The sequence below is a fragment of the Streptosporangium sp. NPDC050148 genome, assembly GCF_055586505.1.
In genome coordinates this window covers 183356-195937 of sequence record NZ_JBVJIA010000005.1, presented here as the reverse complement: position 1 = coordinate 195937, position 12582 = coordinate 183356, and the positions used below count along the sequence as shown (strand labels likewise).

The window sequence follows — 12582 nt, the reverse complement described above, 5'->3', positions numbered from 1 at the left end:
TGCGCCCGTGAACCAGGTGACCGCAATCCCGCTGTGCCGCATCACCGTCGTCACCCCGCGTCGGCGGGTCGACCTGGCGGTTCCCTCCGACCTCCCCCTGTCCCACCTGCTGCCCGACCTGCTGACCGCCACCGGCGAGGCCGACGCGATCCCGCCGGCCGGCGGCTGGGTGCTCCAGCGGATCGGCGCGGCCCCCATGCCCCCGGGCGCCGGCCTGAACGAGCTGGGCATCAGGGACGGCGAGGTGCTCTACCTGCTGCCCCGGGCCTCCCAGCTGCCCGAGGCGGTCTTCGACGACGTCGCCGACACCGTGGCGACCGGCGTCAAGGAGCGGACCGGCCGCTGGCGTCCGGCCCACACCCGGGGCACCGGGCTGGGCGCGGCCGCGGTCGCGATGGTCGCGGCGGTCGTCGTGCTCGCGGTGAGCGGGCCCGGCTGGGTGGTGGTCGTCGCCTTCGCCGCGGTCTGCACGATCCTGGCCATGGTGGCCGGCGCCGCGCTGTCCAGGGCCGCGGGCGACGGCCGGGCCGGGGCGGTCATCGGCTACACCGCGCTTCCCCACGCGTTCCTCGCCGGGGCGTGCGTGCCCGCCTCCGCCGGTCCCGGCACGTTCGGGGCGCCCAGCCTGCTGGCCGGGTTCGCGGTGACCGCGCTGGTCGCCACCGTGACCGGCTGGATCGTCTCCGAGGGGCTGCCCAACTTCTTCGGCGTCGGGCTGGCCGCGGTGATCGGGGCGATCTGCTCGGCCGTGGTGATGCTCACCGCCGTACCGGCGGCAGGCGTGGCCGCGGTGGCCGCCGCGGTGACGCTGGCCTGCGCCCCGCTCATCCCGACGACGTCCTTCCGGCTGGCGCGGCTCCCGCTGCCCGCGCTGCCGGCCAACGCCGAGGAACTGCGCGCCGACACCGAGGACATCGACGGCGCCGACGTCCTGCGGCGCGCCGCCGAGGCCGAGCGGTTCGCCACCGGCCTGACCGCGGGGGTCGCGCTGGTGGCCCTGGGCGCGCTGCCCGCCCTGCTGACCGCGAGCGGGTGGACCGCCCCGGCGACCGTGGTCGCGCTCTCGCTGGCGCTGCTGCTGCGCGCCCGCGTCTTCCAGGGGACCGGCCAGCGGCTCTGGCTGCTCTGCTCGGGGATGACCGGGCTGCTGGCGCTGATCGTGGGCGTCGCGCTCACCGTGCCGGGCTCGGCTCCGGCGGTGACGATCGGCCTGGTCTGCGCGGCGGGGCTGACGTGCGGGCTGGCGCTGTTCCTGCCGGTGCGGCGGCCCTCGCCGTTCTGGGGACGCGCCGGTGACATCGTGGAGTTCTGCCTGATCCTGTCCCTGCTCCCGCTCGCGCTCGGGGTGCTGGACGTGTACGCCACCGTCAGGGGCCTGTCCGGCTGACCTGCTCCGGCCCGCGGGCTCAGTCGCGCCTGAGGTCCTCCAGGGCACGGGCGAGGTCGTTGCCGATGTCCTCGAAGCGGCGGCGGGCCTCGTCCATGTCGAGCGTCACCGGCTCGCCGCCGGTGGCGGCGCGCAGCAGCTCCTCGTTCGCGCGCCTGGCGTCCTGCTGGGCGGCGCGCACCGCCTCGGTCACCGCCTCGGCGACGGCCTGGCTGTCCAGCCGCATGATGCGCGGCTCAAGGGTGATCTCCCTGATCTGCCCGGCGCCGTCCACCAGCGCGCGGGCCAGGCCGTCGGCGCCCGTCCCCTCTCCGGTGACGGTCTTCAGCTCGACGGCGACGTCGCCGAGACGGCGCAGCGTCTCCTCGCTGTTCCGTATGACGGCGTCCAGGTCCTCCGGGCGCAGGCCGTCGGGGTCGACAGGGATCACTTGTACGGCTCCGGCTTCTCTTTCTTGGGGGCCAGCCACTCGAACGTCCCGCCCTTGGGAAGCTGGGGCACCTGGCCCGGGGCGACGGCGGGGGCGGGCTGGTACGGCAGGAGCGAGGGGTCGATCCTCGCCTTGGTGAAGTCCACCTTGGCCGTGCCGGTGGGCTCCAGGTTGAACGACTGGACCCACGCCTTGCCGGAGAAGTACATCGACATGCTGCCCGCCGCCGCCGCGATGAGCTTGCCCAGCGCACCGGTCGAGACGGCGATGATCTGACTGGCCAGGGTGCCCAGCGTCCTCAGGTTGACCATGGCGGTGGCCGCGTACGGGGTCGCCAGCATGGCCGCCGCGATCGTGGCCAGGGCCAGCAGGGTCGCCGCGACCTTGGCGATGGCCAGCCAGTACGCGCGGTAGGCGTCGCCCATCTCGTCCACGATCCCGGAGATGTTCTTGATGTACGCGCGCAGGCTCTCCAGGGCCTCCTGCATCCGCTGGACGGCGTCGTCGAACGCCTCCCTGTCGTCGGCGATCCAGCCCTCCTTCTCCTTGGTGAGCAGGACGGCGACGTAGCTCTTCACCGCGGTGTCCAGGCGCGAGTGGATGGACTCCCAGTTGTTGTAGGCGTCGGCCATGCCCGGCACGTTCGCCACGGCGGTGCTCGCGACCGCCACGCCCGCCCAGGCGGTGGGGGCCAGCCGCGCGCCGCCCTTGAGGGTGGACAGCACCTTGCCGGAGTTCGTGATCACCCCCTTGGCGCTCCTGCCCGCCGTCAGCGCGGTCGGCCTACCCCCCGATGCCACGGCCATGCCGCCTCCCCCTTCCGCGGATCACTGGTAGACGACGGTGCTGTTGTCCTCCGCGGCGCGCCAGTTGGCGCGGGCGGTGGTCAGCGCGACCGTCCACGACTCCAGCGCCGCCACGGCGTCGTCGAACTTCTCCCCCACGTCCCGCTGGACCTCCCGGTACCGCATCCCGACCGCGACCTCACCGATGGCCCCCCAGCCGGGAAAACCGACCGTGGTGTCGCCGATCATCGCGCGGAACTCCTTGAGCTTCGGGATGACGTCCTCCTCGATCTCGGCGCGAATGCTCTCGATCGCCATGGAGGTGACGTACCTCTCCTGGGTCATGTGGCCTCCCGTGATCGCATGTTCCCGGACATCTCCTACCATCCCCACCCGGCCCTTCCGGCTGCTTCGAAGGCCTGTTCACACGCTCGCCGATGATCGGAAACGTCCGCGCCCCTCACCGTTCACCATCGGCACCGCGTACCCCACGCGTCACCGGCGCTTCTATGCTGTCGGCGACCGCGCACCCTGCGAGGCGGAGGTGGGATGCAGACCCGTCGTGATCTCTACCAGGCGCACAGGCTGATGACCCAGCGCCTGGGCATGGCCCTGCTCCAGGGTGAGCCCGACGTGCCCGAGTCGCCGATGCGCAGGCACAACGTGGCCACGCTCTGCGGCGTGCTGGTCGCGGTGCTGGTGACGGCGGGGTTCGGCATCTACGGGCTGCTGCGGCCGGGCGGCGCCACCGCGCTCACCGCGCCCGGGACGGTGATCGTCGAGGAGGAGTCGGGCGCGACCTTCGTCTACAGCGCGTCCCAGAACCGGATGATCCCGGTCGCCAACGTGACCTCGGCCCGGCTGCTGATCGGCGGCGCGCAGGGCGTGAAGGTGCGCACGGTCACCAACGCCTCCCTGTCGCGCTTCTCCCGCGGGCTGATGGTCGGCATCCCCGGGGCCCCCGAGTCGCTGCCGCCGCGTACCCGGCTGGTGCGCTCGCCCTGGTCGGCCTGCGTGGTCGAGGGCGTGGACGCGACCGGGGCGCGGGCGCCGTACACCTCGCTGATCGGTGGTTCCGGGGTCGGCGGCGCGCCGTTCGGGCGGAGCGCCGCGATGGTCGTGGAGGAGGGATCGCAGACCTGGCTGCTGTGGGGGGACCGGCGGATGCGGGTACCGCCCCAGAGCCTGCGGGCGCTGACCGAGGAGCAGCCCCGGCAGGTCCCGGCGGTCTGGCTCAACGCGCTGCCCATCGGCCCGGACTTCCGCGCGCCCGCGATGGCCGCCCGCGGCCGTGCGGCACGCGGCCCCGACGGCGGGCGCTCGGCGGTCGGCAGGATCTACACCGTGCCGGCGGTCGCCGGCGGCACGGCCAAGTGGTACGTCCTGCTCGCCGACGGCCTGGCCCCGCTCACCCCCGCCCAGGCCGAGCTGCTGCTCCAGGACCCGGCCAGCAAGCGGGCGTACGGCAGGGCACCGGTGCGCGCCGTGGAGATCGACGCGGCGACCGCGAACGGGATGCGGCGCTCGGCCACCCGCATGGGGCAGGCCGGTCTGCCCGAGGTCATGCCGAAGGTCGTCTCCCCCGACCCGGCCTCGCCGGTGTGCGCGGTCTACGCCGACACCGAGCGCGGATCGACCCGGGCCCGGCTGACCGTCGGCAGCACGGTGCGGATCCCGGCGCCGCCCGGGGGGCGGTTCGACCAGGACTCGGTGGACCAGGTCGTGCTGCCGCCGGGCAGCGCCTCACTGGTGGGCGTGCTGCCCGGGAACGGCAGGCTGGACGCGGTCGGCTCGCTCTTCCTGATCAGCGACCAGGGGCGGCGGCACGCGATCACCTCGGCGGAGTCGCTGCCGAGCCTGGGGTACACGGCCGCCGACGTCGCCCCCTTACCCGCCCATATCGTGCATTTGATCCCGCAGGGGCCTACGCTCGACCCCGCAGCGGCGAGAAACCCGGTGCCACTGGGGCAGCGGTGATTCCCGTTACCAACGGGACATCGCCCCGTTATAAGGGCGAGATCATCTCACTGTCCACTTTGTAATGATCGAAGCACTCATGTCCATCGAGCACCATGGAGGTGCCACGTGGTTAGAACCAATGCGGATCACGCGCGGCTCGTCGAGTCCTCGCAGAAGACCCAGGACGCCAAGAACACGATCACCCAGATCAAGACCCAGCTCGAGGGACACCGCGGCGAGCTGCGTTCCGGCTGGGACGGCCAGTCCGCGGTCTCCTTCGACAGCGTGTTCAACGCCTGGAACACCGAGATGGCCATCATCCTGCGCGAGCTGGAAGGCCTCTCCGAGAAGCTCAAGCTCACCCAGAAGAACTACCAGTCGACGGAAGAGAACCAGGCCGCCTTCGCGAGCAGGCTCTCCGCCGACATCAACAGCTGACACAGCTCAGAAACGGGGATCACCAATGGCTAACGACCTTGACCGCACTCTTGTCGATTTCGGCCAGATGGACCGCTCTGCCGCGGACTTCGCGCGGCAGTGGCAGATGCTGGAGGGAACCCTCCAGACGCTCGAAGGAGACCTCGACCGGTTGCTCGGCGACTGGGAGGGCGACGCCCGCACCGCCTACTACGCCGCACGCGCCCAGTGGGACGCCGCGTCCGGCCGGATGGCCCAGCTGCTCCAGCGCCTCGGTGGCGTCATCGAGGTCGGCAGGGAGAACTTCTCGCAGACCGAGAAGGTCAACGTGTCGATGTTCGACGGGCGCTGACACCTGGTAACCGAGCGGGCCACGGCGACGCCGGGGCCCCTCGTCACCGGGTAGGACCGATCGGGTCGCGGTGACGCCGCGGCCCCTCAGCAACGGGGAGAGAGGCATGTTACCTCCCGAGGACAGACCCGAGCCCTCCTGGCCCGGCATCGACAAGAACCGTCCCGCCGTCGAGATCAAGCGCGACCGGATCAAGCAGCTCCTCAAGGCCCTGGAGGACGACGTCGCGCGCCTGGAGGGCTCCAACGAGGGCGCCCTGCAGGACCTGCGGGCCATGACCAACCTGACGGAGGCCGAGTTCGGCACCTGGGACACCGCCAAGGACGTCGCCAGGACCACCCAGAAGGCCCACATGAAGATCGGCGCGGTCTACCAGGACACCATCGCCAGGTACCGGGCCGCGATCGAGCTGCTGCGGGTCGCCGCCTACAACTACCAGGACGCCGAGCAGGCCAGCACCACGAACAAGGCGAGCTGAGGCGATGGGCAACGACCACGCGATTCACCACATCAAGTTCGACGGTGAGAGCGCACCGGCCATCGGCAGCCGCGACCACTACAGCGGCTACGGCGCCGCCGAGATCAAGTCGATGCTCGAGGCCACCAACCCCCGGGCCATCGAGGAGGCCGGCCACACCTACAAGACCGCGGCGAGCACGCTGGGCGAGAGCCGCGCCCTGCTCCGGCAGGTCGCCGGTGAACTCGCCCAGGTCTGGAGCGGTGACGCCTCGATCGAGGCGCAGAAGGCGCTCCAGCTGGTCCACGGGACGGTTCACGAGCTGGCCAACCGCTGCGGCCAGCTCGGACCGCCCCTGGTCCACTACGGCGGGCAGGTGCTCCCCCAGTTCATCGAGGCCGCCGTCCAGAGGCCGTCGATGGGGTCGATGCTCGACGGGGTCGACATCCTCCCGGGGGACGACATCGCCTTCGGGAAGATCGGCAACACGGTCCTGTTCACCAACAAGTCGAACAACGACTTCGCCCGCGACGACCTGGTGAACCTCAACAAGAACCTGGTCGAGCTCTACAACAACATCCCGCCGACCGTGGAGAAGAACCTGCCCCTCCTGGGCGCCCCGACCGACCCCGCGCTCGCCGGCCAGAACTACCCCGGAGGTCTCCCCGGGGGTCTCCCCGGCGGAGGTCTGCCCGGTGGCGGGATCCCCGGCGGGGGCCTGCCCGGCGGGGGTTACCCGGGCGGTGGCGGGTACGGCGGCTATCCCGGAGGCTCCGGAGCCTATCCCGGCGGTGGGGGCGGCTACTCCAGCCCCGACCTGCCGGGCTATCCCGGTGGCGGCTCCGGCGGGGGCGGCCTGCCCGGCGGCTACCCGGGTGGCGGCTCCGGCGGGGGCGGCCTTCCCGGTGGCGGCAACCTTCCGGGCGGGGGGAACCTGCCCGGCGGGGGAGGCTACCCGGGGGTCACCGACCCCGGCGCGGGCCTGCCGGGTGGCGGGAACAACCCGGGGTATCCGGGCGTCGGCGGTCCCGGCTCGGGACAGCCGGGGACCGGCACCCTGCCGGCGGGGTACTCCCCCGACCAGCAGGGCGGCCTGAACCCGAACGACCCGCGCGCCACCCACCTGGCCGGCTTCGAGCCCACGACACCGGCGGTGCCGACGGGTCCCGGGACCGGCCCGGGTGTCGGCCTGCCTCCCTACAACGGCACCGGCCCGGGTATCGGCACGGGCCCGACCACCACCTCGCTCGGCCCCAACAGCCTGAACGGTCTGAACGGACCGAACAGCCTGAACGGGCCGAACGGCCTGAACAACCCCACCGGCGCCGGGCCGGGCACCTGGGTCGGCAACGGCGCCACCACCGGCGGGGCCGGGGGCGGCCTCAACGCCGTCAACGGTGTCGGCGGCACGCGGGGCGCCGGCATGGGCACCGGTATGGGCATGGGCGGCATGCCGTTCATGCCGATGGGCGGCTCGCCGGGCGAGGGGAACCAGGACCGCGAGCGGTCCACCTGGCTCGTCGAGGACGAGGACGTCTGGGGCGGTGACGGCGGCACGGCTCCGGCCGTGATCACCTGACTCACCTGACCGGGTCCCGCCCGGGGGCACCCCACCCCCGGGCGGGACCCGTGACGTACCGTGCCCGGGGCGTACCGCGTCCCGGGCCGGCCCCGTCTTGCGTCCGGGACCGGGAAGGCCCCCTTCCGGCCGCGACGCGGGACGCACCGTGGCCGGGCGCGCCCCGGCCACGACCGGGCCGCGCTCCCCGGGAACCGGCCCCCTAGCCTGGGAAGATGAGACTCACGAAGTTCAGGCACGCCTGCGTACGCCTGGAGAAGGACGGCTTCGCCCTGGTGATCGATCCGGGGTCCTTCAGCGAGGAGTCCGCGCTCGACGGGGCCCGCGCCGTGCTCATCACCCACGAGCACTTCGACCACGTGGACGCCGACCGGCTGCGCCGGGCGGCCGAGGCCGATCCCGCCCTGGAGATCTGGACCGGCGAGGCGGTGGCCGCCACGCTGACCGGCCTCCCCGCGAAGGTCCACACGGTACGGGACGGCGACACCTTCGACGCGGCCGGTTTCGGGGTGCGGGTCGTCGGCGAGTGGCACGCCCCCGTCCACCCGGACATGCCGATCATCGGCAACGTCGGCTTCATGGTGGACGAGGAGGTCTTCTACCCGGGGGACGCGTTCACGGTGCCCGAGCAGGAGGTGCCCACCCTCCTGGTGCCGGCCAACGCCCCGTGGATGAAGGTCCGGGAGATGATCGACTACCTGCGCGAGATCCGCCCGGCCCGCGCCTTCTCCACCCATGACGGCCTGCTCAACGACGACGGGCTCCGCATGGTCGACAGGTGGCTGGCGATGGAGTCGGACCACCAGCACGCGGACATGCGGCGCCTTCCGCCGGGCGAGTCGGTCACCCTGCCGTGATCCCGTCCGGCGCCCCGGGGGCCCGGGACCCGCGGGGCGGGAACCCCGGGGGCGGGAGACCGGACCCGCGCGACGAACCTCCGCCCGCCGGCCCGGTGACCGGGCCGCGGGCTCAGGAGGCCGAGGCGATGGTCGCGGAGCCGATCACGGTGTCGCCGAGGTAGAGCACCGCGGCCTGGCCCGCGGCGACCCCGGTGGCCGGGGCGTCCAGCGTGATGTGCACCTGATCGCCGGAGAGCTGGGCCCGGCAGCCGTACACCTCGCCGTGCGCGCGGAGCTGGACCGTGCAGGCCAGCGGCTCGCGGGGCGCGTCCACCGGCCCGTTCCAGACCGGGCGCCCGGCCACGATCGAGGTGACCTCCAGCGACGAGCGCGGGCCGACCGTGACCGTGTTGGAGACCGGCTCGATGGACAGCACGTAGCGCGGGCGGCCGTCGGGGGCCGGGCGGTCGATGCGCAGCCCCTTGCGCTGGCCGACCGTGAAGCCGTACGCGCCCTCGTGGTCGCCCACCACCTCGCCGGACTCGTCGACGATCGGGCCCCGCGCCGCGCCGAGGCGGTCGGCGAGGAAGCCCCGGGTGTCGCCGTCGGCGATGAAGCAGACGTCGTGGCTGTCGGGCTTCTCGGCCACCGTGAGCCCGCGCCGCGCCGCCTCCTCGCGCACCTGGGCCTTGGTGGAGTCGCCCAGCGGGAAGATCGCGTGAGCGAGCTGCTGCCGGGTCAGGACGCCCAGCACGTACGACTGGTCCTTGCCGTGGTCGGGGCTGCGGCTCAGCACGCCGTCGGCGATGCGGGCGTGGTGGCCGGTGGCCACCGCGTCGAACCCCAGCGCCAGGGCCCGGTCCAGCACCGCCTCGAACTTGATCTTCTCGTTGCAGCGCAGGCACGGGTTGGGGGTGCGGCCGGCGGCGTACTCGCTGACGAAGTCCTCGATCACGTCGCGCTGGAAGCGCTCGGCCATGTCCCACACGTAGAAGGGGATGCCGATCACGTCGGCGGCCCTGCGGGCGTCGCGCGAGTCCTCGATCGTGCAGCACCCCCGGGCGCCGGTGCGGTGGGAGCGGGGGTTGGCGGAGAGGGCGAGGTGGACGCCGGTGACGTCGTGGCCCGCATCGGCGATGCGGGCGGCGGCCACGGCGGAGTCGACGCCGCCGGACATGGCGGCAAGCACACGGAGACTCATAACCCCTTGAGCGTACCCGCGTTGGCAGGTGCCCCGGCGGGCTGGGAGAATCCGGGGTCATGCGACTGTTCGGCCGGAGGAACGAGCCCGCCCCCGACCCCGCGGGCGGCATCGCCGAGTTCTGGGCGTGGTGGGCACAGGCCAGGCCCGAGCTGGACGCGATGGCCGCCGCGGGCGAGACCGGGCGGCTGGCCGAGTGGATCGGCCCGGCGGTACGGGTCGTGCACCCCTCGCTGGTCTGGGAGATCGTCCCCGGCCCGGTAGCCGAGCGGGCCCTGGTGGTCACCTCGGCCGGTGACCCGGAGCTGCGTCCCACCGCGCACCGCTGGGCCGCGGCGGCCCCGCCCGCCGACGGGTCGTGGGAGTTCCACCCGTCCCGGCGGGCCGTCCCGGACGCGACGGGCCTCGTCCTCGACGTCGGCGGCTACGAGTTCGCGCTCGACGGGCTGGTGCTCGGGCTGCGCGTCCCGCACGGCAGCCCCCGGATCGACGTGGTCGCCCATCACCCGGTCTTCACCCTGCTGGACGAGGAGACCCGTACCGAGGCGGCGCTGCTCGCCCTGGACCGGCTGCTCGGCGAGGACGAGGTGGCCCGCTGGGTGGGCGACGTCTCCGCCGCGGCCTACGAGCCGATCGACGCGGTACCCGCCGTGCACCTGCCGGGCGTGGTCGCCGACCTGGCCTCCGGGTACCGGGACGAGCAGTGGGCGCTGCTGGAGGGGCGGACCGCCTCCGGTGCCCGCCTGGTCGCCACCGCCCGCCACCCTCTCCGCCCGGTCGACCACCCCCTGCTCGACCAGCACATCGAGATCACGCTGCCGTACGCGCACCGGGACGCCGAAGGGCTGCCCGCGGGCTCGTCGCTGGAGGCGCTGCGCGACGTCGAGGAACGCCTCGCCGGGTGGATCGGCCGGCTGAGCGGCCGCGCCGTCCTGGCCGCGCACCTGAGCGCCGAGGGACAGCGGGTGCTGCACGTCTACGCCGACCCGCTGAGCGAGGCGGCCGTCCGCGCCAGGGAGCTGGTCGAGGGCTGGGAGGAGGGCCGTCCCCGGGTCGACGTGACCGCCGACCCCGGCTGGATCGCCGTCTCCCCCTTCCTCACCTGACCGGCTCGGCGTCGTAGCGGCTCAGGCCCGGGTCAGCTCAGGCCCGCGCGGCGGGCCCGCTCGACCGCGAGGCCGATGACCTCCACCAGCCGGTCCACGTCCTCCTCGGTCGAGGTGTGTCCCAGGGAGAAGCGCAGCGAGCCGCGCGCCCGGAAGCCGTCGGCGCCCATCGCGAGCAGGACGTGGGAGGGCTGCGCCACCCCGGCCGAGCAGGCCGAGCCGGTCGAGCACTCCACGCCCTTGGCGTCCAGCAGCATGAGCAGGGCGTCGCCCTCGCAGCCGGGGAAGGAGAAGTGGGCGTTGCCGGGCAGGCGGTTCACCGGATCGCCGTTGAGGATCACGTCCGGCACCGCCAGGCGGACCCGGTGGATCAGGTCGTCGCGGAGCCCGGACAGGCGGGCCGCGGTCTCGGCCTGGCGGGCCACCGCGATCTGCACGGCCGTGGCCAGGCCGGCGGCGGCGGGCGCGTCGAGCGTGCCGGAGCGCACGTCGCGCTCCTGGCCGCCCCCGTGCAGCACCGGCACCGGATCGACGCCCCGGGCCAGCAGCAGGGCGCCGACGCCCATCGGCCCGCCGACCTTGTGCCCGGAGAGCGTCAGCGCGTCGGCCCCGCAGTCGGCGAAGGACACCGGGAGCTGGCCGACCGCCTGGACCGCGTCGGTGTGGAAGGGGATGCCGTACTCCCGGGCCGTCCCGGCCAGCGCCTCGACCGGCTGGACGGTGCCGACCTCGTTGTTGGCCCACATGACGCTGATCAGGGCGACGCTCGCGGGGTCGCGCTCGACGGCCCGCCTGAGCGTGTCCGGGCTCACCCGGCCGAACTCGTCGACCTCCAGCGGCTCGACGGTCGCGCCCTGGTGGTCGGCCAGCCAGTGCGCCGGGTCCAGGGTGGCGTGGTGCTCGACCGCGCTGATCAGGATCCTGTGGGCACCCGTGGCGCGCCGGGCCCAGTACAGCCCCTTGACCGCCAGGTTGTCGGCCTCGGTGCCGCCGGAGGTGAAGACGACCTCGCTGGGACGGGCGCCGAGGGCGGCCGCGATGGTCTCCCGCGACTCCTCCACGACCTGGCGGGTACGGCGGCCCGCGGCGTGCAGCGAGGAGGCGTTCCCCACCTGGCCGAGCTGGGCCGTCATGGCCTCGATCGCCTCGGGAAGCATCGGCGTGGTCGCCGCGTGATCGAGATAGGCGGACTTCACGACCGCATTCCCCTCCCCAAGTCGGCTGTCAACCTCCCCAGGGTATCCGCGCCCGTCGGGGAGCTCACCCCCGGAGTTGACCACTGAACCGTCCAGACGGTACAGTCGCTTTCATGAGACGGGAAGAGCTGTTGGACGCGGCGGAGGATCTCCTCGGCGACCAGGGCTCCCAGGCTCTCACCCTGGCGACCGTGGCCGAGCGCGCCGGATGCAGCAAGGGCGGCCTGCTCTACCACTTCGGCACCAAGGAAGCCCTGATCAAGGGCATGGTGGAGCGCCTGATCGAGGAGTTCGACGAGCTCGTCGCCGCGCAGGGCCACGACACCTACACGAAGAACTACCTGGCGGCCACGTTCGCCGCCGTGCAGAGCGGCAGGTTACGGCGCTGGGCCGTGGTGACCGGCGCCTCGGGCAACCCCTACCTGCTCGCGCCGCTGCGGACGGCGATGGCCCGCTGGCACCGCGAGGGGCTCGGCGACGAGCCGGATCCGGAGGCGGCGCAGATCGTGCGCCTGGCCTGCGAGGGCCTGTGGGACGTGGCCAGTCACGACCCCGATCTCTACGACGCCGGGCACTACGCGCGTCTGGAGAGGCGTCTGCTGGCGCTGCTGGCCCCCTGACCGGAGCCCTGCCGCACTGATCGTCCGAAGCCCGCCGGGCTTCCTGCCGGATCCGGCGTCCCACCGGGCCGGTCACGACCCTGTCTTCCGGGTCGACCGGGCCCGCTGCCGGATGCCTCGCCGGACCGACCACGGCCTCGCCGATCGATCATCCACCCCGCCGGGGTGCGGCCCTCCGACGGATTGGCGGTCGCTTCCGCCTGCGCGGAAGCGACCGATTCTGTTGTGCCCGCTCCGCACTTTGTCAAAACGTG

14 protein-coding genes are annotated in these 12582 nt (G+C 73.3%); 9 read left to right on the top strand and 5 right to left on the bottom strand.

The features are described 5' to 3' along the window. The first annotated feature begins 7 nt into the window (after nucleotides 1-7). Nucleotides 8-1387 (top strand): type VII secretion integral membrane protein EccD, encoded by a 1380-nt coding sequence (gene eccD, locus ACZ6RT_RS07280; protein WP_399186512.1) that lies wholly within the window; start codon nucleotides 8-10, stop codon nucleotides 1385-1387. 19 nt (nucleotides 1388-1406) lie between these two features. Here eccD and ACZ6RT_RS07275 read toward each other — a convergent pair whose 3' ends face one another. Genes ACZ6RT_RS07275 through ACZ6RT_RS07265 form a run of 3 tightly spaced genes read right to left on the bottom strand, consistent with a single transcriptional unit; the run spans nucleotide 1407 to nucleotide 2947 of the window. Beyond that, complete coding sequence (locus tag ACZ6RT_RS07275) at nucleotides 1407-1817, bottom strand: YbaB/EbfC family nucleoid-associated protein (RefSeq protein ID WP_399186513.1); 411 nt, start codon at nucleotides 1815-1817, stop codon at nucleotides 1407-1409. Beyond that, on the bottom strand, nucleotides 1814-2623 hold the full coding sequence (locus ACZ6RT_RS07270; RefSeq protein WP_399186514.1) for a hypothetical protein: 810 nt from the start codon (nucleotides 2621-2623) through the stop codon (nucleotides 1814-1816). Before ACZ6RT_RS07270 ends, ACZ6RT_RS07275 begins: the two co-directional genes overlap by 4 nt. Before the next feature lie 21 nt (nucleotides 2624-2644). Further along, nucleotides 2645-2947: a hypothetical protein gene (locus tag ACZ6RT_RS07265; protein ID WP_399186515.1), complete on the bottom strand. Its 303-nt coding sequence runs from the start codon at nucleotides 2945-2947 to the stop codon at nucleotides 2645-2647. A 204-nt stretch (nucleotides 2948-3151) separates the two neighbouring features. Between ACZ6RT_RS07265 and eccB the strand changes: the two genes are divergently transcribed. From eccB to ACZ6RT_RS07235, 6 genes are all read left to right on the top strand, one after another. After that, complete coding sequence (gene eccB, locus ACZ6RT_RS07260; RefSeq protein ID WP_470152544.1) at nucleotides 3152-4579, top strand: type VII secretion protein EccB; 1428 nt, start codon at nucleotides 3152-3154, stop codon at nucleotides 4577-4579. Between the two features lie 108 nt (nucleotides 4580-4687). Beyond that, on the top strand, nucleotides 4688-4999 hold the full coding sequence (locus ACZ6RT_RS07255; RefSeq protein ID WP_399186517.1) for a WXG100 family type VII secretion target: 312 nt from the start codon (nucleotides 4688-4690) through the stop codon (nucleotides 4997-4999). A 25-nt stretch (nucleotides 5000-5024) separates the two neighbouring features. After that, nucleotides 5025-5330, top strand: a complete 306-nt coding sequence (locus tag ACZ6RT_RS07250) for a WXG100 family type VII secretion target (RefSeq protein ID WP_399186518.1) — start codon at nucleotides 5025-5027, stop codon at nucleotides 5328-5330. A gap of 106 nt (nucleotides 5331-5436) precedes the next feature. Next, complete coding sequence (locus tag ACZ6RT_RS07245; RefSeq protein ID WP_399186519.1) at nucleotides 5437-5808, top strand: hypothetical protein; 372 nt, start codon at nucleotides 5437-5439, stop codon at nucleotides 5806-5808. Nucleotides 5809-5812: 4 nt separating this feature from the next. Further along, nucleotides 5813-7366 carry a WXG100 family type VII secretion target gene (locus ACZ6RT_RS07240; protein ID WP_470152543.1) on the top strand — a complete coding sequence of 518 codons (1554 nt, stop codon included), beginning with the start codon at nucleotides 5813-5815 and terminating at the stop codon, nucleotides 7364-7366. A 215-nt stretch (nucleotides 7367-7581) separates the two neighbouring features. Further along, nucleotides 7582-8223 (top strand): MBL fold metallo-hydrolase, encoded by a 642-nt coding sequence (locus tag ACZ6RT_RS07235; RefSeq protein WP_470152542.1) that lies wholly within the window; start codon nucleotides 7582-7584, stop codon nucleotides 8221-8223. Nucleotides 8224-8335: 112 nt separating this feature from the next. Here the strand turns inward: ACZ6RT_RS07235 and mnmA are convergent, their stop codons facing one another. Further along, entirely contained in the window at nucleotides 8336-9406 is a 1071-nt protein-coding gene (gene mnmA / locus ACZ6RT_RS07230) for a tRNA 2-thiouridine(34) synthase MnmA (RefSeq protein WP_399186523.1), read from the bottom strand. Between the two features lie 59 nt (nucleotides 9407-9465). Between mnmA and ACZ6RT_RS07225 the strand changes: the two genes are divergently transcribed. Further along, nucleotides 9466-10512: a DUF695 domain-containing protein gene (locus ACZ6RT_RS07225; RefSeq protein ID WP_470152541.1), complete on the top strand. Its 1047-nt coding sequence runs from the start codon at nucleotides 9466-9468 to the stop codon at nucleotides 10510-10512. A gap of 32 nt (nucleotides 10513-10544) precedes the next feature. Here ACZ6RT_RS07225 and ACZ6RT_RS07220 read toward each other — a convergent pair whose 3' ends face one another. Continuing rightward, a complete protein-coding gene (locus ACZ6RT_RS07220; RefSeq protein ID WP_470152540.1) occupies nucleotides 10545-11708 on the bottom strand; it encodes a cysteine desulfurase family protein in 1164 nt (387 codons plus the stop codon). A 113-nt stretch (nucleotides 11709-11821) separates the two neighbouring features. Between ACZ6RT_RS07220 and ACZ6RT_RS07215 the strand changes: the two genes are divergently transcribed. Next, nucleotides 11822-12328: a TetR/AcrR family transcriptional regulator gene (locus ACZ6RT_RS07215; RefSeq protein WP_344894005.1), complete on the top strand. Its 507-nt coding sequence runs from the start codon at nucleotides 11822-11824 to the stop codon at nucleotides 12326-12328. Nucleotides 12329-12582 lie beyond the last annotated feature (254 nt).